Below are 22,248 nucleotides of genomic sequence, written 5' to 3' on the forward strand. Positions count from 1 at the left end.
TTCGAATTTTCCGGCAATTGGCGTAAAATTTTGGGACAAAGTTGTGAGAGGATGACAGTGATGATTGATTCGGATGGATGGTACGGCAAAGCTCAACGGGTGATTTCGCCGTTTTATGATCAACGGGAAAGCCCTGATGATATCTCTTTACTGGTCATTCATAATATCAGTTTGCCACCGGGACAATTTGGCGGGCCTTATATCGAACAGCTTTTTCAGGGCAAACTACAAGCGGCACAGCATCCTTTTTTTCAAGTCGTTGCGGATTTTCGGGTCTCGGCACATTGTCTGATTCAGCGTGACGGTCATGTGATTCAGTTTGTTTCTTTTCTGGATCGGGCCTGGCATGCCGGGGTGTCTTCGTTTGCCGGACGGCCGCGATGCAACGATTATTCGATTGGTATTGAGTTGGAAGGTACCGAATTTACCGCTTATACCGATGCGCAGTACCAGTCTCTGGCAACTTTGACACAAGCGGTCTTAGCGCGTTATCCGCAGATCACCCATGAACGCATTACCGGGCATCAGTATATTGCACCGCTGCGTAAAGCGGATCCGGGATTAACCTTTGACTGGCGGCGTTATCGATACATGTTGAAAAAATCATGTGAATGATATGCCGAGGTAAGGAGCAATATCATGCGTTCTAGAGCGCATCATGATATTCAACGAGAATTTGCTCACACCAGTTGGCGATGCGTTCGTCACTCAACTCGTACTGAGAGTCTTCATCCAGTGCGAGGCCGACAAAATAGCGGCCGTCTTCTGTCAGTGCTTTGGAGGCATCGAAGTTGTAGCCCTCATTAGGCCAATATCCGATAAAATGGACGCCACAATGTTTCAGTTCATCGTGCAGCAGCCCCATGGCATCGAGATACCATTCACCATAGCCTTCTTGATCTCCCAACCCGTAGAGCGCGACATATTTTCCGGTCAGATTCGGCTGTCGGATGTGATCCCAAATCGCTTGCCAGTCTTCCTGAATTTCGCCGAAATCCCAAGTGGAGATCCCGAGGATCAACAGGTCGTAGTCTTGCATTTGCGTTAAAGGGATATCTTTCACGTTGTGTACATCGACGATATCTTCACCGATCATCGCGCGGATTTTTTCGGCCGCCATTTCGGTGTAACAGGTAGTGGAACCGTAGAAAAGACCAATCTTCATAACAATTATTCCAGCAAATCAATGTGTGCCAACGTACTCAAGGTTGTCGGATTCTAACGCTATCCCCCGATGAGCTCAAGATGAGTGATCCGCGATAAAATTGATCGGTTTTTGGTGATGTTTCTTCTGTCGGCAGAGGATTCTATGGTATTAAGAGCTGGTGAAATGAAAGTGAGGTCGATAGTGTCGGAGATTTTTGCAGCGGATCAACGCTGGGTTGAGCAGTTTTTGGATGCGATGTGGATGGAGCGTGGTTTGTCGGAAAACACGTTGGCGTCTTATCGTCATGATTTGGAAAAACTGTTGCGCTGGATGCAGTCTCACGACTATCGACTTGCGTCCGTTCTGACATCTGAATTACAGGCGTTTCAAGCCTGGCTGGTGGATGAGAATTATAAACAGACATCCCGGGCCCGAATGCTTTCTGCGATTCGTCGTTTATTTCAATATTTGAATCGTGAAAAAGTCAGAACGGATGATCCGAGTGCTTTGCTGGTGACACCAAAGTTACCGAAAAGGTTGCCGAAGGATTTGAGTGAAGCTCAGGTTGAAGCCTTACTGGATGCACCAAATCCTGAAGACCCCGTCGAGTTACGTGATAAAGCCATGCTTGAGTTGTTGTACGCGACCGGATTACGGGTGACAGAACTGGTCACGCTGACGATGGAAAATATCAGTCTGAGGCAGGGGGTGGTCAGAGTATTCGGCAAAGGTGGTAAAGAAAGACTGGTACCGATGGGCGAAAATGCCATTGAGTGGATTCAGACATTTTTGCAGCAAGGAAGAGGGATTTTGTTGGGTGAACATTCATCTGATGTTTTGTTTCCGAGCCGCAGATCACGTCAGATGACGCGTCAGACATTCTGGTACCGAATTAAATATTACGCAGTTCAGGCTGGTATCGATACGGACATGTTATCACCCCATGTGCTACGACATGCATTTGCAACTCATTTACTGAACTATGGTGCAGATCTCAGAGTCGTACAGATGTTGTTGGGGCATAGTGACTTATCGACAACGCAAATTTATACTCATGTGGCGACTGAAAGATTAAAACAGCTCCACAACGAACATCATCCAAGGGCTTAAAAGGTGACAATGATGCGCGCAATCCGCGAATTAGTTTTATTAGGTTTAGTATTTTTCTCTCTGGCAGCATCGGCTGCCGACTCATTTGATAAACAGGCATTAATGCAGCGATTCCAGTCGTTGGGATTGAGCGTCAAAGATGTTGTCTCTGCTGATGTTGATGGTTTAGTTGAAGTTCAGACCACCAACGGGGTGCTGTTTGCGTCTCCCAAGGGAGATTATTTCATTGCCGGCACCCTGTATAAAATGAAAGGCAACGGTCAGTATGAAGATGTGATTGCGAAACGTCAGGCACCAATCAATGCCAAGCGAATTGAACAGCTGAAAGATCAGATGATCGTCTATAAAGCTGACCATGAAAAATATGTGGTCACGGTGTTTACGGATATTACTTGTGGTTATTGCATTCGTCTGCATAGTCAGTTGAAAGCGTACAATGATTTAGGTATTACAATCCGTTATCTGGCGTTCCCGCGTCAGGGGCCAACCGGACAGGTGGCCGAGCAGATGGCGGCGATTTGGTGTGATGCTGATCCGGCCAAAGCACTCAATGATGCCAAAATTAACCGTGATATTCCCAAGCCTGAAGGCGATATATCAAAATGCAAGAAAGAAGTGGCCAACCATTATCAATTGGGCCGGGAACTGGGGATTAGCGGAACACCGGCAATCTTCCTACCGAACGGTGAAATGATCGGTGGCTACTTACCGCCTGACAAATTACTTGAGCGTTTAGAAGCGATTTAATCGATCAACGCTCTTGCTGACTAGACTGATTTGGCCCGATATTGATCGGGCCATTTATTTCTCAACCTATTTATTTCTCAATTCATTGATATTTATCGGGATAATGATGGTCTGAACAGAGACTTTGTCAGCATGGTATGATGTCTTGGGGATTCATCGGAATCGAGTATATGAATTGTATTGCATTAAATGATAATTGAAGTAAAACATGATTGAAGTAAAAAGAAGACCTGTCGCTGATATTTCCTTGCTTCCGGATAGCATTCCTCCGATTTTGAGACGTCTGTACATCGGTCGTGGTATCAGAGATGTCAGTCAGTTGGAAAAAAGTGCCAAAGCACTCCACAGTTATCAGTTGCTTGATGGCATTGATCGTGCCGTTGCGATTCTTTTTGATGCGATTCAGCGTCAACAGCGCATTATTGTTGTGGGGGATTTTGATGCCGATGGCGCAACCAGTTCGGCATTATCTGTCTTGGCACTGCGGATGATGGGGAGTCAGCAGGTCGATTATTTGGTGCCGAATCGTTTTGATGATGGTTATGGTTTGAGCCCGGAAGTGGTCGATCAGGCGCTGGCGATGAATGGCGAAGTGATTATGACCGTGGATAATGGCGTTTCTTCGATTGAAGGGGTCCGTTATGCCAAACAGCAGGGACTGACGGTGATCGTCACGGATCATCACCTGCCGGGCAATGTGTTACCTGAAGCGGATGCGATGGTGAATCCGAATTTACCCAGTTGTCAGTTCCCTTCGAAATCACTGGCGGGGGTTGGGGTCGCTTTTTATCTTATGATGGCACTTTGTGTGGCTATGCGTCAGCGTCATTGGTTTGCAGAGCATGGCATCGCGGAACCGAAATTAATGGAACTGCTGGATTTGGTTGCGCTGGGAACCGTCGCCGATGTGGTGCCGTTGGATGAGAATAACCGCGTGTTGGTTTATCAGGGGCTGCAGCGTATCCGGGCCGGGCATGTTCGCCCCGGCATTCAGGCATTGATCGAAGTTGCGAAACGGGATGCTCGCCAATTGGTCGCTGCCGATTTCGGCTTTGCTTTAGGGCCGAGAATTAATGCCGCAGGCCGGCTGGATGACATGTCCTTCGGTGTTGAACTGTTGTTATGTGACAACATTCATGCCGCGCGCAGAATGGCCAGTGAACTGGATGCGCTCAACCAGACTCGCAAAGAGATCGAATCAGGCATGAAACAAGAAGCGATGGCATTCTGTGAGCGGCTGAAATTAGGCGCAGGAAGTGAGTTACCTTTTGGGATCTCTTTGTTTCAACAGGACTGGCATCAAGGGGTGATTGGGATTCTGGCCTCTCGCATTAAGGATTCTTATCATCGGCCGGTCATTGCTTTTGCGGATGCCGGTAATGGTTTACTCAAAGGGTCTTGCCGCTCAATTCCCAGCCTGCATATGCGTGATACGTTGGACTTGATTGATACGCATCATCCCGGTTTGATCCTGAAATTCGGCGGACATGCGATGGCAGCGGGGCTGTCGATCAGAGCCGGTGACTTTGAACTTTTCTCTAGTCAGTTTGACCGAGTGGTCCGCGATAGTCTTGATGAAGCAGCACTCAAAGGTGTGCTTTTGTCTGACGGGGAACTGCTGCCGGAAGAGTTTTCCATGTATACCGCGGAAACGATCAGAGCCGGAGGACCTTGGGGGCAGGCATTCCCGGAGCCACTGTTTGATGGTGAATTTAAAGTGCTGGATCAGAAGCTGGTCGCAGAGAAGCATTTGAAATTAATGCTTGAGCCGATTTATCAGGGACATACCACCCATAAAATGATCGATGCCATTGCGTTTAATGTCGATGTGCGTCGCTGGCCGGATCGGTCAGTAAAAACCGTTCATATTGTTTATAAGCTGGATATTAATGAATTTCGCGGCAATCAGTCACTCCAACTGATTGTCGATCATATTGAGGCGCGTTAGCGTACTTATCTACCCTTCTGTGAGATGATTTCGGTTGCGGAATCATCTTCATCTCAGTTTGATTTTTAGTGAATTACCTCGTTGAGAATGAGGTCTGCTTGTCCAATTAAATTGGTCAGATCTGCTAAATTTATTACCTTATGTCACTATATTTATTAGCAATTATGAATAGATAATGTTGCTAGTATGTTTAATTGTGATGGGTTCTATGATTTGGGTCAAATTTTGTCTGGACAGATAAGTTTTGAATATGTTAATTTCTGCACCAGTTGGGAATTGGTATTACCAATTGACTAGACACCAAAATATAACATAGCAGAATAATAAGTATGGCCTATCAAAGGATTCGTCAGCCGAAACTTGCCGATGTCATAGAGCAAGAGTTAGAACGGTTGATTGTGGAAGGAATATTAGCGCCTGGGCAGCAACTTCCGCCAGAGCGAGAACTAGCCCGACAGTTTGATGTATCCCGTCCATCTGTCCGAGAAGCTATTCAGCGGCTTGAGGCGAAGCGTTTGTTGACTCGCCGTCAGGGGGGAGGAACATTTGTCACTGCAAACATCGGGACGAGTTTCTCGGATCCTTTACTCGATTTACTGTCTAGCCATTCTGAAACTCAATTAGATTTGCTTGAAGCCCGCCATGCTTTGGAGGGAATATCTGCTTATTTTGCAGCTCTGCGTGGTACAGAAGAAGATTTTGTGCGAATTCAGGCCTGTCTGGAAAAGATTAGCGAAAAACAAGCAGCAAAAAATATCGCAGAGGAATCATCCAGCGTCGTCGAATTTTTAATCGCACTGACTGAAGCTGCACATAATGTGGTCTTGCTACATATCGTTCGTAGTCTGGCGCCGCTGCTTGAGCAAAACGTATTACAGAATTTCAAATTATTACACCGCCGCCCTGAAGTGGTGGAGAAAGTGAGTAAACATAGGGCAAGTATCGTAGATGCTATCGTTTCCGGAGAGCCTGAAAAAGCTCGTGAAATGTCGCATTCTCATCTCGCCTATATTGAAGAAACACTGCTGGACCTAACGCGTGAACAGACTCGACGAGAACGTTCGTTACGCCGGATTCAGCAGGGTAATAAGCCGGACTGATTGATTGAAATCGAATGTCCTTTATTACTGATTTGTTTTGATCAAACCAACAAAAGGAAAGATCGCATGTCTGACATGAAGCATGACGTAGATGCACTGGAAACTCAGGAGTGGTTAGAAGCACTTGAGTCAGTTGTCCGTGAAGAAGGCGTTGAACGTGCTCAGTATCTCCTGGAAGAAGTTCTGGAGAAAGCACGTCTCGATGGCGTTGATATGCCAACAGGCGTTACAACAAACTATATCAATACCATTCCTGCCGATCAGGAGCCTGCCTATCCGGGCGACACGACACTTGAGCGTCGTATCCGGTCAATTATTCGCTGGAACGCAATCATGATCGTTCTTCGTGCTTCGAAGAAAGATTTGGAGTTGGGTGGCCACATGGCTTCGTTCCAATCTTCAGCTGCATTTTATGAAACATGCTTTAACCATTTCTTCCGTGCGCCAAATGAGAAAGACGGCGGCGATCTGGTTTACTATCAAGGTCATATCTCTCCGGGAATCTACTCCCGTGCTTTTGTTGAAGGCCGTCTGACTGAAGAGCAACTCGACAACTTCCGTCAAGAAGTTGATGGTAAAGGGATTCCATCTTATCCACACCCTAAATTGATGCCTGAATTCTGGCAATTCCCGACGGTATCGATGGGGCTTGGACCTATCTCTGCTATTTATCAGGCGCGTTTCCTGAAATATCTTGACGGCCGTGGCTTGAAAGATACCTCAGAACAGCGTGTTTATGCCTTCCTTGGGGATGGTGAAATGGACGAGCCGGAATCTCGTGGAGCTATCTCTTTTGCCGCACGTGAAAAACTGGATAACCTTTGCTTCCTGATCAACTGTAACCTGCAACGTCTGGACGGACCGGTCATGGGGAACGGTAAAATCATTCAGGAACTGGAAGGTCTGTTCCGTGGCGCAGGCTGGAACGTGGTTAAAGTCCTGTGGGGCAACAACTGGGATTCGCTGTTGGCAAAAGACACGTCTGGCAAACTGTTACAGTTGATGAATGAAACCATTGACGGTGACTATCAGACATTCAAGTCAAAAGATGGTGCCTACGTTCGTGAGCACTTCTTCGGCAAATATCCTGAAACAGCAGCGCTGGTTGCGGATATGACCGATGATGAAATCTTTGCTCTGAAACGTGGCGGTCACGATACATCGAAGCTGTTTGCTGCATTCAAAAATGCTCAGGACACCAAAGGCCGTCCAACCGTGATTCTTGCCAAGACCGTCAAAGGTTATGGCATGGGTGATGCTGCAGAAGGTAAAAACATTGCGCACCAAGTGAAGAAGATGGATATGACCCATGTTCTGAAAATGCGTGACCGTTTAGGCCTGCAAGATCTGATTTCAGATGAAGACGTAAAATCGCTGCCTTATCTGAAACTTGAAGAAGGTTCAAAAGAACATGAATACCTGCACGCTCGTCGTAAAGCGTTGCATGGTTATACACCACAACGTCTGCCGAAATTTACGCAAGAATTGGTGACGCCTGAATTGGATGAATTCAAGCCGCTGCTGGAAGAACAGAAACGTGATATTTCTTCAACGATGGCGTTTGTCCGTACGTTGAACATCCTCCTGAAAGATAAAAATATCGGTAAGCATATTGTGCCGATTATTGCTGATGAAGCGCGTACTTTCGGCATGGAAGGTCTGTTCCGTCAAATCGGTATCTATAACCCACACGGTCAGACTTATACACCGGAAGATCGTGGTGTCGTTTCTTACTATAAAGAAGATACTTCCGGTCAGGTATTACAAGAAGGGATCAACGAGCTGGGTGCGATGTCCTCTTGGGTTGCTGCTGCAACATCATACAGCACCAACGACTTACCAATGATTCCGTTCTATATCTATTACTCGATGTTCGGTTTCCAACGTATCGGTGACATGGCATGGATGGCGGGTGACCAACAAGCGCGCGGTTTCTTGCTCGGTGGGACTGCCGGACGGACGACACTCAACGGTGAAGGTCTGCAACACGAAGATGGTCACAGCCATGTTCAGGCAAGTACTATTCCAAACTGTATTTCTTACGATCCGACATTTGCTTATGAAGTCGCAGTGATCATTCAGGATGGTATTCGTCGTATGTATGGTGAACAAGAGAATGTTTACTACTACCTCACGCTGATGAATGAAAACTATGCAATGCCTGCAATGCCGGAAGGTGCTGAAGAAGGCATTCGCAAAGGGATCTATAAACTGGAAACGCATGCCGGTAACAAAGGCAAAGTTCAGTTGATGGGCTCTGGCACGATTATGAATGAAGTGCGTAAAGCAGCTGTGATTCTGAGTGAAGAATACAGCATTGCTTCTGATGTCTTCTCCGTAACTTCATTTAATGAACTGACGCGTGATGGTCAGGCATGTGAACGTGACAACATGCTTCACCCTGAAGCGGAAGAAAAAGTGCCTTATATCAGTACTGTTATGGGATCTGAGCCTGCAATTGCAGCAACAGACTACATGAAAAACTATGCCGAACAGGTTCGTGCCTATATCCCTGCTGAATCTTATAAAGTTCTGGGAACGGATGGTTTTGGTCGTTCTGACAGCCGCGAAAACTTGCGTCGTCACTTTGAAGTGAATGCTGGTTATGTCGTGGTTGCTGCGCTGAATGAACTGGCAAAACGAGGTGATATCGAGAAATCCGTTGTGACTGCAGCGATTAAGAAATTCGATATCGATACAGAAAAAACAAACCCGCTATACGCTTAATTGAGGTAGAAAAGCAATGACAATCGAAATTAATGTACCTGATATTGGTGCGGATGAGGTTGAAGTCACTGAGATTCTGGTAAGCGTTGGTGACAAAGTTGAAGAAGAGCAATCCCTGATCACCGTTGAAGGTGACAAAGCTTCTATGGAAGTCCCTGCATCGCAGGGTGGGGTTGTCAAAGAGATCAAAATTGCCGTTGGCGATAAAGTGTCAACTAACTCTCTGATCATGATCTTTGAAGATGAGGGTGCAGCTGATGCTGCACCTGCCGCTGAAGCGAAGTCTGAAGATGCTGCGCCAGCGGCATCAACAGCAAGCACTGAAGTCAAAGAAGTGCATGTACCAGATATCGGTGGTGACGAAGTTGAAGTCACTGAGATCATGGTTGCTGTCGGTGATCAAGTTGAAGAAGAGCAATCTCTGCTGACCGTTGAAGGTGATAAAGCTTCCATGGAAGTCCCTGCACCGTTTGCCGGTACAGTCAAAGAGATCAAAGTTGCGACGGGTGACAAAGTGTCAACCAATTCTTTAATTATGGTCTTTGAAGTGGCGGGTTCAGGTTCTGCACCAGCTGCGGCTTCTGAGCAGCAAGCGCCAGTTGCTGCTGCAACAGCATCAGCATCTAAAGACGTACATGTTCCGGACATCGGTGGTGATGAAGTTGAAGTGACTGAAATCATGGTTGCTGTGGGTGACTCGATCACTGAAGAGCAGTCACTGATTACCGTTGAAGGTGATAAAGCTTCCATGGAAGTTCCGGCACCATTTGCCGGTACGGTCAAAGAAATCAAAATCAAAGTCGGTGACAAAGTGTCAACAGACTCTTTGATCATGGTCTTTGAAGTCGCCGGTGCTGCACCTGCGGCTGCCCCAACTGCAAAATCAGAGTCTGCGCCCGCACCAAAAGCAGATGCTGGAAAACCAGCGGCTGCTAGCGCTGCACCAGCAACGGGTGATTTCCAAGAGAATAACGAATATGCGCATGCTTCTCCGGTTGTTCGCCGTCTGGCACGTGAATTCGGTGTTAATCTGGCAAAAGTAAAAGGGACGGGTCGTAAGAGCCGCATCCTCAAAGAAGATGTACAAAACTTTGTCAAAGAAGCATTGAAACGACTAGAGTCCGGTGCTGCTTCCGGCAAAGGTGACGGTAGTGCATTGGGTCTGTTGCCATGGCCAAAAGTGGACTTCAGCAAATTTGGTGAAACTGAAGTTAAGCCGTTATCTCGCATTAAGAAGATCTCCGGTGCCAATCTGGCGCGTAACTGGGTGATGATTCCTCATGTGACCCAGTGGGATAATGCGGATATCACTGAGCTGGAAGCGTTCCGTAAAGAACAGAATGCGATTGAAGCGAAGAAAGATACCGGTATGAAGATCACGCCACTGGTTTTCATTATGAAAGCTGCGGCCAAAGCACTGGAAGCTTTCCCGTCGTTCAATGCATCACTGTCTGAAGATGGTGAAAGCCTGATTGTGAAGAAATACGTCAATATCGGGATCGCAGTTGATACACCAAATGGCCTGGTTGTTCCCGTGTTCAAAGATGTGAACAAGAAAGGGATTTACGAGCTTTCAGAAGAGCTGATGGCGATTTCGAAAAAAGCCCGTGCCGGTAAACTGACTGCTTCAGATATGCAAGGTGGCTGTTTCACGATTTCTAGCCTTGGCGGTATCGGCGGTACGGCATTTACACCAATCGTGAATGCGCCTGAAGTCGCTATTCTGGGTGTATCTAAGTCAGAAATGAAACCTGTTTGGAATGGCAAGGACTTTGTTCCTCGTCTGCAACTTCCACTGTCTCTCTCTTACGATCACCGTGTGATCGATGGGGCTGAAGGCGCTCGTTTCATTAGTTACCTGAACGGTTGCCTGAGCGATATTCGTCGTCTGGTACTGTAATCTTGTGAAATGATAAGGCGGCTGAATAGCCGCCTTGATCGATAGAATCAAAGGGCAATTTGAACCGGAATGTTATTCTCGGGTTTTAATTGTTGACTGGCTCACAGGCTTTGGGGTTTATCTTTTCATATCATTAACATCTCTGTAAACTGGATTGGTTTTAGGATTCACTCCTCACATGTTTTAGACGTATGTTTTTGAAGCCCCATTAGCCTGTAAGGGATAATGACTACAAGAGGTCAAAATGAGCAAAGAAATCAAAACCCAGGTGGTTGTGCTAGGTGCAGGTCCTGCTGGTTACTCCGCTGCTTTCCGTTGTGCCGACTTAGGTCTGGAAACTGTAATTATTGAGCGTTACAACACCCTCGGTGGTGTATGTTTGAATGTCGGCTGTATTCCATCTAAAGCACTGTTGCACGTTGCGAAAGTAATTGAAGAAGCGAAAGCATTATCAGAACACGGCATCGTGTTTGGCGAACCGTCAACAGACATTAACAAGATTCGCTTGTGGAAAGAAAAAGTTATCAATCAGTTAACTGGCGGTCTGAGCGGTATGGCGAAGATGCGTAAGGTTAACGTCGTCAATGGTTTTGGTAAATTTACCGGCCCGAATAGCATCGAAGTTGAAGGTGAAGATGGCAAAACAGTCATTAACTTCGACAATGCAATTATTGCGGCGGGTTCTCGTCCGATTGAATTGCCATTTATTCCGCATGAAGATCCACGTATTTGGGACTCAACCGATGCGCTGGAATTGAAAGAAGTGCCGAAGAAAATGCTGATCATGGGGGGTGGGATTATCGGCCTTGAAATGGGGACGGTTTATCACGCGCTCGGTTCACAAATTGATGTGGTTGAAATGTTCGATCAGGTGATTCCTGCGGCAGATAAAGATGTCGTAAAAGTGTTCACCAAACGGATCAAAGACAAGTTTACCCTGATGCTGGAAACCAAAGTTACGGCTGTTGAAGCGAAAGACGATGGTATCTATGTTTCGATGGAAGGCAAAAGTGCCCCGGCAGAAGCAGAGCGTTATGATGCAGTACTGGTTGCTATCGGCCGGACACCAAACGGTAAACTGCTCGATGCTGAGAAAGCGGGTGTGGAAGTTGATGATCGCGGCTTTATCAATGTTGATAAGCAGATGCGTACGAATATTCCTCATCTGTTTGCGATCGGTGATATTGTCGGTCAGCCAATGCTGGCACACAAAGGTGTTCATGAAGGACACGTTGCTGCTGAGGTAATTGCCGGTAAGAAACATTACTTTGATCCAAAAGTGATTCCATCGATTGCGTATACTGAGCCTGAAGTCGCGTGGGTTGGTAAGACCGAGAAAGAAGCCAAAGCTGAAGGCATCAACTACGAAGTTGCGACTTTCCCTTGGGCTGCTTCTGGCCGTGCTATCGCATCTGACTGCTCTGACGGTATGACGAAGATGATCTTCGATAAAGACACACATCGTGTGATTGGTGGTGCGATTGTTGGTACCAACGGTGGCGAGCTACTGGGTGAAATTGGTCTGGCGATTGAAATGGGTTGTGATGCTGAAGATTTGGCGCTGACCATTCATGCGCACCCAACGCTGCATGAGTCTGTCGGTCTGGCTGCTGAAGTCTTTGAAGGCACTATTACCGATCTGCCTAACGCGAAAGCGAAAAAGAAATAATGGCCTGATGCCCTTCAATAAAAAACCGCTGTCACTGACAGCGGTTTTTTTATCTCTGAAATCCTATTGAATCTCTCACCGGAACGAACACATTTTCCAGTCGAACACAAAGAGAATGGATTTCCGGATAATCAGTTAAGCCCGACGGTTGTTATAAATGCATAACATGTCCAGATAGCTGTTCACCAGATCATCGATCTCTTTTTGATCTTGTAAACGATTCACTTGGACAAACAGGGAATAGAAAATCCCGAGGAACAGGGTGACTAAGTGCTCAGAATCATAATGATCGCTGACATCACCGCGTTCGATTGCGTTGACAAACATGTTCTTCACCAGCAGGCGGTTCGTATGGTTGGTCGATACGAATAGCGGCCAGACTTCATCGCGAGTCGATGCACTCCATTCGAACCACACTTTCAGCCAATGACAATCTTCAAAGACCAGTTTTGTCATTTTATGTGTGAGATGATAGAGGTTATCTTTGATATAACTATCTACATCAATATTGTCTGCGAGGAAGTTTGAGAATTGGTGAACGACATGAGTGAGTACATCATCAACTAAATCCTCACGAGTTGGGAAATAGTTAAATACAGTTGCAACAGAAACCTGAGCAATTTCAGCGATATCTGCATGTCCACCACGTCCGATACCTCGTTTGGCGAAAACTTCAAGCGCAATTTCCATTAATTGAAGTTTACGTTTCTGAGGTGATAATCGTGTACGAGGGCGTTTTTCTATTGAAGCGTCCATAGTTTTTTTCCTTGCCAATTACGTTGAATGAAAATGTGTTCTAATGATTATTTTATTATTTTGTGTTCGATATATGAGTGTAATGGTGCATATGTGTCAGGTCAATTCTTTATGTAAAGTTTTTGTGCAGTGTCTCAAGTATCATTAGTGATAGGATTGAATCATACTAGTGATAATTATCGTGAAATTATGTCTTTATTTTATAGATGAATTTTATTCATCCAGAAGTTGAACAGATCGATATGACATTTGTTTGTTGAGCATAGAATGAGTCTAGACCGTTCTGTCAGGTTTGTTTAACTCTGATCTCAGAGGTGGTACCATACGCCCCTTCATTGATAGGCTTATCATTCAAACAGTGCCGAATTCAGTGAGATAAGATGCATTAATTTACAAGCCAAACCAAAGCAATGAGATTTTTATGAAGCATACCGTTGAAGTCATGATTTCTGAGCAGGATGTCCAGAAACGTGTACAAGCCCTAGGGAAGGAAATTACCGAATATTATCAGCATAGCGAGGAATTGGTTCTGGTCGGGTTACTCCGCGGATCATTCGTATTTATGGCTGATTTAGCCCGCGCGATTCAACTGACGCATCAAGTCGATTTTATGACGGCTTCCAGTTATGGCAACGAAATGCAAAGCTCACGAGATGTGCGTATCCTGAAAGATCTCGATGATGATATTAAAGGCAAAGATGTATTGCTGGTCGAAGATATTATCGATACGGGCAATACCTTAAATAAAGTGAAAGAGATTCTGTCATTGCGCGAGCCGCGTTCGATCCGTATCTGTACATTGCTGGATAAGCCTTCACGCAGAGAAGTCCCTGTGGATGTAGCGTGGATTGGTTTTGAAATACCGGATGAGTTTGTCGTCGGTGTCGGTATTGACTATGCGCAGAAATACCGTCACTTGCCTTATATTGGCCGGGTCACGCTACAAGAGTCATAAGACCTTATGGAAGATGGGCTGCATCATTGTTGTTTAAGAGCGCATCTGTGAATTAAGATGAAATTTGTAAAAATAAAGAGCCCGGAAAGGGCTTTTATTTTTTAGACACTCAATACGGCGCTCAGCGACAAAGTAGCTTGTAGTCCGGATTGAGAATTTTTTCCATGGCTTGATGGTAGTTATCTTCAACGGTTTGTGGGGAACTGCAGCGAACTCCCAGATATTCTAGTTTCCCATCTTCGATGCCGTAGACCACACCGTGGAGTTCGATTTGTTGACCTCGCTCCCAGGCGCCTTGAAGGATGGTCGAGTTACCTAGGTTATAAACCTGTTCTGCGACATTGATTTCTGCGAGCTTATCGGCACGGTCTTCATCTGACATATTGTTAAGGTAAGTCCGGTGTTTGCAGTAGACATCGTGAATGTGAAGCAACCAGTTATTGATGAGCCCGAGCTTCGGTGTATCGATTGCGGCATTCACGCCACCACAGTGATAGTGTCCACAAATGATGACATGTTTCACTTTGAGAACATCAACAGCGTACTGGACGACAGAGAGGCAATTCAGGTCGGTATGAATGACTAAGTTGGCAACGTTGCGGTGAACAAATAATTCTCCGGCATAAAGCCCGGTCAGACGTTCTGCCGGCACGCGGCTATCGGAACAGCCGATCCACAGAAAATCTGGATTCTGACCTTCTGCCAGTTTACTGAAATATTCAGGATTTTCCGCTTTAATCGATTGGGTCCATTTCGCATTATTTTCGAATAGTGTTTTAATCTGGGGCATCTTACTTTCCTTACAAGCAATGGGATTCATTTCCCATAGCCTAAAGATAATCAATCCGATTGTTCGGCGGGCTTAACTGAGAATCAATATACACAATAATAGTGGCGAATATATTGCTTTTTTTACTCATCTGATCAGATATAGCAGGATCAGGAGAACTGAGGTGATAAATTCATCGATTTTTAGAAGCTCAGACGGGTTATGGAGAGAATGTGAAAAACTGTGTATTTTCACCGTAAATACCCTCATTTAAAACCGGTTTTTTTGAGTTTTAGCCGCAAGTTTGATATTTCATTTTTTTCTGATGTAAGCTTGAAACTGATTGGCTGCACCTCCATATGAAAATTATTCGTCTACTCGCATCCCTATCATCAGTTGCTGCTTCAGCAGACGATGTCAATGACACAGGATCTTATTCAATATGAATGCATTAGAACTAACCGATTTGCGTAAAACGTATGCCGGTGGATTTGAAGCACTGAAAGGCCTCAATCTGACGGTGAGAAAAGGGGATTTTTACGCCTTACTGGGGCCGAATGGTGCCGGGAAGTCAACCACCATCGGGATTATCTCCTCACTCGTCAATAAAACCTCGGGAAAGGTATCCGTCTTTGGTCATGATCTGGATAAAGAAATGGAGCTGGCTAAACTTTCTTTGGGGTTAGTGCCGCAGGAATTTAACTTCAACCAGTTTGAAACGGTTGAGCAAATCGTGATCCAACAGGCGGGATACTACGGTGTGCCACGTGCGCAAGCCAAAGAGCGGGCGAAGAAATATCTGACACTGCTCGACTTATGGGAAAAGCGCAAAGAACGATCCAGAAATCTCTCCGGCGGCATGAAGCGTCGGTTGATGATTGCCCGGGCTTTGATGCATGAGCCTCAGTTATTGATTCTCGATGAACCGACCGCCGGTGTCGATATTGAATTGCGCCGGTCGATGTGGGATTTCCTTCAGCAGCTCAACCGCCAAGGGATTACGATTATTCTGACCACACATTATCTGGAAGAAGCGGAAATGTTATGTCGCAATATCGGGATTATTCACGGTGGTGAGTTGATTGAAAATACTTCGATGAAGGCGTTGCTCGGTCAGCTTAAGGTGGAGACATTCATTCTGGATCTTGCACCGACGGTGACCGATATTCCGGAGTTGACCGGTGTGCTCAATCAGAAACATGCCGATGGCTCTCTGGAGATTGAAATCGAAAAAACACAGGGGTTGAACCATGTTTTTCGGCAGTTAAGTGAGCATGGCATTCCGGTTCTGTCGATGCGAAATAAGGCCAACCGACTGGAAGAGTTGTTTGTCCGTATTGTCAATGAATCTACGACGGATAGGCACACCGCCGTAAGCCATAACGCGGTCACAACAGATCATGAGACGTCAACGAATTAAAATGAGAGGAAGCATGTATAAGCTTTATTGGACCGCCTTTTGCAGTTTGCTGGGGAAAGAAGTGGTCCGTTTTTCCCGTATTTGGGTGCAAACCCTCGTACCGCCAGCGATTACCATGACACTCTATTTTATCATTTTCGGTAATTTAATTGGTTCTCGCATCGGGATGATGCATGGTGTCAGCTATATGGCCTACATCGTTCCCGGCCTGATTATGATGTCGGTGATTACTAACTCTTACTCGAATGTCGCCTCTTCTTTCTTTGGTGCCAAAATGCACAAAAACATTGAGGAGTTGTTAGTCGCACCGGTGCCGACTTACGTCATCATTGCTGGTTATGTCATGGGTGGGGTTACCCGGGGATTATGTGTCGGGGTGATGGTCACGTTGGTGTCGCTGTTTTTTGTCGATCTTCAGGTCGAACACTGGGGCATTATTGCCGTGACGGTTTTTCTCACGTCCGTGGTGTTCTCTCTCGGTGGATTTATCAATGCCATCTATGCAAAAAGTTTTGATGACATTTCGATTGTGCCGACGTTTATCCTGACCCCACTGACTTATCTTGGCGGCGTGTTTTACTCATTATCGCTGTTGCCTGAATTCTGGCAGTATGTGTCCAAGGTCAATCCCATTGTGTATATGGTCAATGCATTCCGTTATGGATTTCTGGGGATTTCCGATGTGAGTATTCTGGCATCGTTTTCGGTGTTAGGGATCTTCATCGTGGCGCTGTATACCATGTCTTATATCTTGGTGAAAAAGGGGATAGGGCTGAGAACATAATCACGGCTCGATGGGGGCGAGCTGAATCGAGTCGTTCGTTAATCCAATATGGTCATGCAACAGGGAGCATCGATTCAGGTGCTCCCTGTTTTTTACATGAAAATTATCTTATCAGGATGAGCTTTACAGAAAAGGCCATGACGTTATCAAGACACTCAGAGTGAGTAGCAAACTCATTCTGACAAAGAACAGAACGGTTTTTATATCGGGCATTTCATTTTTCCTCAGAACATCAATATTGCCATTGTATTTATTTTTCTATTTTATCTGATCTATCCGTTTGGGTTGATTTTTTGTTGTAATTTTCCTTCATTTTAACGTTTTTTATCTGAATTAAATCTCTTTCATAGTTTAATTTACTGATTTGTCTCTTAATTATGTATTTAAGTTTCATCTTTATTCATTTCGTATAGCGAAACAAAAAATGCCATTTGTTTTGAATTTGAATCATTGGCTCACAAAGTGAGCAATTTGAGATTTTAAAATTCGGAATAAAACGTAGCATCAATTACGTAATATGAAATGAATCGGAGATAAGCAATGCCTCTCGTATCCTTAAATGAACTACAACATCAATTTGAAAGTGCCTTGCTCAAAAGGGGCATGACCGCCGACTCAGCAACCAAACTTGCCCAAGGGTTTGTTGAAATGGCGAATGAAGGAACCTACTCGCATGGTATCAACCGATTTCCGGTTTTTATTTCTCAGGTCGATCAAGGGCATATTAAGCTCAATGCCGTGCCTGAGTGCGTCAACAGTCTGGGTGCCCTGGAGCAGTGGGATTGCCATTTCGGCCCCGGTGTTCTCAATGGATTAATTTGTACTGACCGTGCTATTGAACTGGCGAAACAGTATGGCATCGGCATGGTGGCAATGCGCAATTCAAACCACTGGATGCGCGGCGGGACTTACGTACTCAAAATGGCTCGTGCAGGCTTGGCAGGTATTGCATCCACCAACTCAATTGCCGTAATGCCCGCTTGGGGAGGGAAAGATCATCGCGTGGGCAGTAATCCATTAATTATGGCGGTTGCCGGTGACCCGCCGGTATTGGTGGATTGTTCAATGAGTCAGTATTCCTACGGTCAACTGCAAAACTATGTGCTGGCGGATAAAGAACTCCCGGTCGTCGGCGGCTTTGATGATGAGGGTCAGTTAACCACCGATCCGCATGTTCTGTGGGAAAACAAACGACTCCTGCCGATGGGATTCTGGAAAGGCTCTTCAATGGCTGTGGTACTGGACATGCTGCTGACGGCGGTAAGCGGTGGGTATTCCGTCCCTGCATTAACTGAAGATATGCAAGCTGAATTCGGCGTTTCACAGTTTTTGATTGCCATCGATACCAGCAAAACGATGGACGGAGAGCGTCTGCTCGAAGAGATGAAGCGCATCCGGGAATATGTGCTCGCCTCAGAACCTGCCGAGAGTGGCAAGGTGATGATTGCAGGATCTGAAATTCAGTCTTATATCGACAAGCACCGGCAGCAAGGTGGTATCGAAATTCACGATGAGATTTGGCAGCAGATCCTTGCACTTTAGATTGACCGAATCAGTCGAACTGATAACAAAAGTCGATCCATAAAAAGAATGATTCAGACAAGTAGGCATCGCCGGAGAGTTGTATATGCGTACGGTATTGAAACGAGTTTTGGACAGTATTGACATCATCATGGCAGCGATATTGGTCGCCATGTTAGTGCTGGTATTTACCAATGTAGTACTCAGGTATGGATTTTCTTCAGGGCTGAGAGCATCGGTTGAATTGTCGCGTCTGGGGTTAGTCTGGGTGGTGATGTTGGGGGCGGTGATCGTCCTCCAGCGAGATGAGCATCTGGCGGTCAAAGAGTTTACCGAGAAACTTATGCCACGCTGGGTCCCATTTCTCAGACGGCTCTGTTGGTTGATTATTTTGGTCTCGGTCGGGATGCTGTTTTATGGCGCATTCGGTCAGATGATGGATAACTGGCGTGATATTTCCCCGCTGACAGGCCTGCCCTCGGCACTATTTTATCTGGCCGGTGCGATCTCCGGTGGATTAATGGCGATTTTGGCTGCCGGGCGAATCTTTTTCCCGCAGTGGCTGATGGATACCTCCTCTCATGAGTCCGCTGTGACAGAACAGACTCAGGAGGATAAAGCATGACGCTATTTATCTTCTTAACGGTCTTGATTGTGTCGATCCTTTTAGGTTTGCCCGTCGCCTTTGCTTTATTACTGTCGTCAATCGCACTGATGGTCCACATGGATCTGTTCAGTTCTGACATTTTGGCTCAGTCGCTGGTCAACGGGGTCGATAGCTTTACCCTGCTGGCAATTCCGTTCTTCCTGATTGCCGGTGAGGTGATGTCTGCGGGTGGGTTATCGACGCGAATTGTCCGGCTGGCAACTTGCTATGTCGGTCACCGCAAAGGTGGGTTGGGATACGTTGCGATTATGACATCGGTGCTGCTTGCCGGGCTTTCCGGTTCTGCGGTTGCCGATGCTGCAGCGCTGGTCAGTATTCTTTACCCGATGATGAAAGCGGCCAAATATCCGCAGAGTCCGTCGATGGGGCTGCTGGCCGCCGGTGGCATCATCGCACCAGTCATTCCACCGTCTCTGCCGTTAATTTTGGTTGGGGTTGCCGGTGGCATTTCCATCAAGAACCTATTTCTCGGTGGGATCGTGCCCGGTATCTTGATGGGACTGACACTGATGTTTGTCTGGGCATTCACGGTGCGCAGCGAAGATCTGGACGTGCAGCCCAGAGCTTCAAAAGCGGAAAAACGTGCCGCACTGAAAGATGGGGTCTGGGCGTTATTGTTGCCGGTGATCATTATTGGCGGGATTCGCTTTGGGGTGTTCACGCCGACAGAAGCTGCGGTTGTGGCAGCCGTGTATGCCATCTTTGTTGCCTCGGTCATTTACCGGGAAATTAATCTGCGCAGCTTTTATCACATTCTGCTCAATGCCGGACGTTCGACGGCTATGGTGATGTTTCTGGTCGGCTGTGCCATGGTCGCAGCCTGGCTGATTACCGTGGCTCAGTTGCCCCAACAACTGGCACAGATGCTGGCGCCGTTGGTTGACAGTCCACGTCTGCTGATGGCGGTCATTATGCTGCTGGTTTTATGTGTCGGCATGGTGATGGATCTGAGCCCGACGATTCTGATTTTGGTACCGCTCCTGATGCCGGTTGTCAAACTGGCAGGGATCGACCCAACCTATTTTGGACTGATGTTCGTGATCAATTGTTCGATCGGTTTGATTACGCCACCGGTTGGCACTGTGCTTAATGTCGTATGTGGCGTAGCAAAAGTGCCCATGTCGGCAGCGGTCAAAGGCATCTTTCCATTTATTCTGGCGTACACCGTGTTACTGACGCTGTTCGTCATCTTCCCGAGCATTATAACAATACCAATGAAACTTATTATCGGATAACGGAGAAACAACATGAAATCAATTCTGAAAGTTGCAGGCTTGGTGACAGCACTGGCGATATTCACCACCCAGTCTTATGCCACCACGTTGAAACTTGCCCATGCTGCCCCTGAATCAGATCTGCAGCAGGACATGTCACTATTCTTTAAAAAAGAGGTCGAAGCGCGTTCTCACGGGGATATCAAAGTCAATATCTTCCCTCAAGGACAATTGGGCAATGATAAACAGATGATTGATGGCACCCGGGCGGGAATCATTGATATCTCAATGGTCGGATTAAATAACTGGTCTGGCTTACTCCCTGAATCGGCTGCTTTCACTCTGCCATTCATTTTTCCGACTCGGGAAGCCGCTTATCAGGTCTTAGACGGCGACGTGGGTCAGGACGTGCTCAAGTCGATGGAAAAATATGGCATCAAAGGGTTGGGATATCCGGAAAACGGCTATCGGAATATGACCAATAATCGCGGACCAATCCGTAAACCGTCAGATGTTGCCGGGCTGAGAATGCGGGTCAATAACTCCAAAGCACTCAACGATATGTTCAATGCATTGCATGCGAATCCCCAACAGATCCCTGTTTCTGAACTATATACAGCCTTAGAAACGGGCGTGGTCGATGCTCAGGATCATCCGATTGGTGTCACCCTGTCTTTTAAATTTTATGAAGTACAGAAATATTTGAGCATGACTCAGCATGCGTATTCACCACTCGTCTTAACCATGAACTTAAAAAGCTTCGAAAAACTCAGTGCCGCTGAACAGAAAATCATCACTGATGTTGCGGCTGAAGCCGTCAAGATGCAGCGCCAAATGAGTATCAAAAAAGAAGATCAGATGATCGCTGAACTGGAATTTCATGGCATGAAAGTCAACCGGGATGTGGATGGTGCAGCATTTCAGGCGGTGGTTAAACCGGTGTGGAATGAATTTATCAAAGAAAACGGTGACACCATGATCAATCGCATTCTGGCAGCGCAAAAATAACCGTCAGCGATTGAGCAACCCTTCGGTGTGCAGTGGTGCTGTACACCGAAATGAAGAGGAGAGATATCGACAAGCCTTGTCGATAGGAGCGGCTATGTATTCTGAAATCAAGCAACGCGTATTAGAGGCGAATTTGAGCCTGCCAAAATATGGTTTGGTGACATTCACATGGGGCAATGTTTCTGAGATTGACCGGGTAGCTCATGTGATCGCTATCAAACCATCCGGCGTGGCGTACGATGACATGACCATCAACGATATTGTTATCGTCGATCTGGATGGCAACATTGTCGAAGGGACACTGAATCCTTCCAGTGATACCAAAACCCATCTTGAACTGTATAAAGCTTTTCCGTCGGTTGGTGGCATCGTGCATACCCATTCACGCCATGCCACGATCTGGGCACAGGCCGGATTGGATATACCGGCGCTCGGCACCACCCATGCCGATTATTTTTACGGCAACATCCCCTGCACGCGTCCGCTGACACCGGCAGAGATTCAGGGGGATTATGAGCAAAATACCGGCTTAGTGATCATAGAAGAATTCCAGCGGCGAGCGATTGATCCGGTGGCTGTACCCAGTGCGATCATTGCCGGTCATGCCCCGTTTAGTTGGGGGAAAAATGCCGATGAAGCGGTGCACAATGCCGTGGTGCTGGAAGAAGTCGCCACGATGGCACTCGGCACCCGGGCACTGAATGCCGGTATTGTGTTACAGCAAGAGCTTTCGGATAAGCATTATTTCCGCAAACACGGGCAAGATGCTTATTACGGACAAAAAAGTAAATCAATCAGCTGATGTA

At 46.5% G+C, this 22,248-nt stretch carries 19 protein-coding genes; 16 read left to right on the plus strand and 3 right to left on the minus strand.

Annotated features, from left to right (window positions below; all coding sequences use genetic code 11):
* Nucleotides 1–60 precede the first annotated feature (60 nt).
* Entirely contained in the window at nt 61–615 is a 555-nt protein-coding gene (ampD, locus tag VRK_RS02290; RefSeq protein ID WP_157371829.1) for a 1,6-anhydro-N-acetylmuramyl-L-alanine amidase AmpD, read from the plus strand.
* A 31-nt stretch (nt 616–646) separates the two neighbouring features.
* Here the strand turns inward: ampD and fldB are convergent, their stop codons facing one another.
* Nucleotides 647–1,165, minus strand: a complete 519-nt coding sequence (gene fldB, locus VRK_RS02295) for a flavodoxin FldB (RefSeq protein ID WP_059119912.1) — start codon at nt 1,163–1,165, stop codon at nt 647–649.
* 183 nt (nt 1,166–1,348) lie between these two features.
* On the opposite strand from fldB, the gene xerD reads away from it, so the two are divergent.
* The 7 genes from xerD to lpdA all read left to right on the plus strand — a co-directional run bounded on the left by xerD (nt 1,349) and on the right by lpdA (nt 12,348).
* Entirely contained in the window at nt 1,349–2,257 is a 909-nt protein-coding gene (xerD, locus tag VRK_RS02300) for a site-specific tyrosine recombinase XerD (protein ID WP_443083404.1), read from the plus strand.
* Between the two features lie 12 nt (nt 2,258–2,269).
* Nucleotides 2,270–3,004, plus strand: a complete 735-nt coding sequence (gene dsbC / locus VRK_RS02305; RefSeq protein WP_059119913.1) for a bifunctional protein-disulfide isomerase/oxidoreductase DsbC — start codon at nt 2,270–2,272, stop codon at nt 3,002–3,004.
* 208 nt (nt 3,005–3,212) lie between these two features.
* Nucleotides 3,213–4,952 (plus strand): single-stranded-DNA-specific exonuclease RecJ, encoded by a 1,740-nt coding sequence (recJ, locus tag VRK_RS02310; RefSeq protein WP_059119914.1) that lies wholly within the window; start codon nt 3,213–3,215, stop codon nt 4,950–4,952.
* Between the two features lie 329 nt (nt 4,953–5,281).
* Nucleotides 5,282–6,052 carry a pyruvate dehydrogenase complex transcriptional repressor PdhR gene (gene pdhR, locus VRK_RS02315; protein ID WP_059119915.1) on the plus strand — a complete coding sequence of 257 codons (771 nt, stop codon included), beginning with the start codon at nt 5,282–5,284 and terminating at the stop codon, nt 6,050–6,052.
* Nucleotides 6,053–6,118: 66 nt separating this feature from the next.
* Nucleotides 6,119–8,779, plus strand: coding sequence for a pyruvate dehydrogenase (acetyl-transferring), homodimeric type (gene aceE / locus VRK_RS02320; RefSeq protein WP_059122606.1), 2,661 nt, complete (start codon nt 6,119–6,121; stop codon nt 8,777–8,779).
* Between the two features lie 16 nt (nt 8,780–8,795).
* Nucleotides 8,796–10,679 (plus strand): pyruvate dehydrogenase complex dihydrolipoyllysine-residue acetyltransferase, encoded by a 1,884-nt coding sequence (aceF, locus tag VRK_RS02325; protein ID WP_059119916.1) that lies wholly within the window; start codon nt 8,796–8,798, stop codon nt 10,677–10,679.
* A 244-nt stretch (nt 10,680–10,923) separates the two neighbouring features.
* Nucleotides 10,924–12,348: a dihydrolipoyl dehydrogenase gene (gene lpdA / locus VRK_RS02330; RefSeq protein ID WP_059119917.1), complete on the plus strand. Its 1,425-nt coding sequence runs from the start codon at nt 10,924–10,926 to the stop codon at nt 12,346–12,348.
* 135 nt (nt 12,349–12,483) lie between these two features.
* On the opposite strand, the gene VRK_RS02335 is transcribed toward lpdA, so the two are convergent.
* The gene (locus VRK_RS02335; RefSeq protein WP_059119918.1) at nt 12,484–13,104 is read right to left on the minus strand and encodes a LuxR/HapR/OpaR family quorum-sensing transcriptional regulator; all 621 of its coding nucleotides are present in this window, start codon (nt 13,102–13,104) and stop codon (nt 12,484–12,486) included.
* Nucleotides 13,105–13,525: 421 nt separating this feature from the next.
* Between VRK_RS02335 and hpt the strand changes: the two genes are divergently transcribed.
* Entirely contained in the window at nt 13,526–14,059 is a 534-nt protein-coding gene (gene hpt / locus VRK_RS02340) for a hypoxanthine phosphoribosyltransferase (protein WP_059119919.1), read from the plus strand.
* Between the two features lie 121 nt (nt 14,060–14,180).
* On the opposite strand, the gene can is transcribed toward hpt, so the two are convergent.
* The gene (gene can, locus VRK_RS02345; protein ID WP_059119920.1) at nt 14,181–14,849 is read right to left on the minus strand and encodes a carbonate dehydratase; all 669 of its coding nucleotides are present in this window, start codon (nt 14,847–14,849) and stop codon (nt 14,181–14,183) included.
* Between the two features lie 421 nt (nt 14,850–15,270).
* Between can and VRK_RS02350 the strand changes: the two genes are divergently transcribed.
* The 7 genes from VRK_RS02350 to VRK_RS02380 all read left to right on the plus strand — a co-directional run bounded on the left by VRK_RS02350 (nt 15,271) and on the right by VRK_RS02380 (nt 22,244).
* Complete coding sequence (locus VRK_RS02350) at nt 15,271–16,248, plus strand: ABC transporter ATP-binding protein (RefSeq protein WP_082671287.1); 978 nt, start codon at nt 15,271–15,273, stop codon at nt 16,246–16,248.
* Between the two features lie 13 nt (nt 16,249–16,261).
* Nucleotides 16,262–17,032 (plus strand): ABC transporter permease, encoded by a 771-nt coding sequence (locus VRK_RS02355; RefSeq protein WP_059119921.1) that lies wholly within the window; start codon nt 16,262–16,264, stop codon nt 17,030–17,032.
* Between the two features lie 540 nt (nt 17,033–17,572).
* Nucleotides 17,573–18,574, plus strand: coding sequence for a 3-dehydro-L-gulonate 2-dehydrogenase (gene yiaK, locus VRK_RS02360; RefSeq protein WP_059119922.1), 1,002 nt, complete (start codon nt 17,573–17,575; stop codon nt 18,572–18,574).
* 85 nt (nt 18,575–18,659) lie between these two features.
* Nucleotides 18,660–19,178, plus strand: a complete 519-nt coding sequence (locus tag VRK_RS02365; RefSeq protein WP_059119923.1) for a TRAP transporter small permease — start codon at nt 18,660–18,662, stop codon at nt 19,176–19,178.
* A complete protein-coding gene (locus tag VRK_RS02370) occupies nt 19,175–20,455 on the plus strand; it encodes a TRAP transporter large permease subunit (protein ID WP_059119924.1) in 1,281 nt (426 codons plus the stop codon). Before VRK_RS02365 ends, VRK_RS02370 begins: the two co-directional genes overlap by 4 nt.
* Before the next feature lie 12 nt (nt 20,456–20,467).
* Complete coding sequence (locus VRK_RS02375) at nt 20,468–21,442, plus strand: TRAP transporter substrate-binding protein (protein ID WP_059119925.1); 975 nt, start codon at nt 20,468–20,470, stop codon at nt 21,440–21,442.
* Between the two features lie 94 nt (nt 21,443–21,536).
* Nucleotides 21,537–22,244 carry an L-ribulose-5-phosphate 4-epimerase gene (locus VRK_RS02380; RefSeq protein ID WP_059119926.1) on the plus strand — a complete coding sequence of 236 codons (708 nt, stop codon included), beginning with the start codon at nt 21,537–21,539 and terminating at the stop codon, nt 22,242–22,244.
* Nucleotides 22,245–22,248: the final 4 nt, after the last annotated feature.

The sequence above is a fragment of the Vibrio sp. MEBiC08052 genome (assembly GCF_001506075.1).
GTDB lineage: Bacteria > Pseudomonadota > Gammaproteobacteria > Enterobacterales > Vibrionaceae > Vibrio.

Bases quoted from the DNA above. Each gene is read 5' to 3' on its own strand.
- ampD (WP_157371829.1), top strand. From the start codon at position 61: ATGATTGATTCGGATGGATGGTACGGCAAAGCTCAACGGGTGATTTCG.
- fldB (WP_059119912.1), bottom strand. From the start codon at position 1,165: ATGAAGATTGGTCTTTTCTACGGTTCCACTACCTGTTACACCGAAATG.
- dsbC (WP_059119913.1), top strand. From the start codon at position 2,270: ATGCGCGCAATCCGCGAATTAGTTTTATTAGGTTTAGTATTTTTCTCT.
- recJ (WP_059119914.1), top strand. From the start codon at position 3,213: ATGATTGAAGTAAAAAGAAGACCTGTCGCTGATATTTCCTTGCTTCCG.
- pdhR (WP_059119915.1), top strand. From the start codon at position 5,282: ATGGCCTATCAAAGGATTCGTCAGCCGAAACTTGCCGATGTCATAGAG.
- aceE (WP_059122606.1), top strand. From the start codon at position 6,119: ATGTCTGACATGAAGCATGACGTAGATGCACTGGAAACTCAGGAGTGG.
- aceF (WP_059119916.1), top strand. From the start codon at position 8,796: ATGACAATCGAAATTAATGTACCTGATATTGGTGCGGATGAGGTTGAA.
- lpdA (WP_059119917.1), top strand. From the start codon at position 10,924: ATGAGCAAAGAAATCAAAACCCAGGTGGTTGTGCTAGGTGCAGGTCCT.
- VRK_RS02335 (WP_059119918.1), bottom strand. From the start codon at position 13,104: ATGGACGCTTCAATAGAAAAACGCCCTCGTACACGATTATCACCTCAG.
- hpt (WP_059119919.1), top strand. From the start codon at position 13,526: ATGAAGCATACCGTTGAAGTCATGATTTCTGAGCAGGATGTCCAGAAA.
- can (WP_059119920.1), bottom strand. From the start codon at position 14,849: ATGCCCCAGATTAAAACACTATTCGAAAATAATGCGAAATGGACCCAA.
- VRK_RS02350 (WP_082671287.1), top strand. From the start codon at position 15,271: ATGAATGCATTAGAACTAACCGATTTGCGTAAAACGTATGCCGGTGGA.
- VRK_RS02355 (WP_059119921.1), top strand. From the start codon at position 16,262: ATGTATAAGCTTTATTGGACCGCCTTTTGCAGTTTGCTGGGGAAAGAA.
- yiaK (WP_059119922.1), top strand. From the start codon at position 17,573: ATGCCTCTCGTATCCTTAAATGAACTACAACATCAATTTGAAAGTGCC.
- VRK_RS02365 (WP_059119923.1), top strand. From the start codon at position 18,660: ATGCGTACGGTATTGAAACGAGTTTTGGACAGTATTGACATCATCATG.
- VRK_RS02370 (WP_059119924.1), top strand. From the start codon at position 19,175: ATGACGCTATTTATCTTCTTAACGGTCTTGATTGTGTCGATCCTTTTA.
- VRK_RS02375 (WP_059119925.1), top strand. From the start codon at position 20,468: ATGAAATCAATTCTGAAAGTTGCAGGCTTGGTGACAGCACTGGCGATA.
- VRK_RS02380 (WP_059119926.1), top strand. From the start codon at position 21,537: ATGTATTCTGAAATCAAGCAACGCGTATTAGAGGCGAATTTGAGCCTG.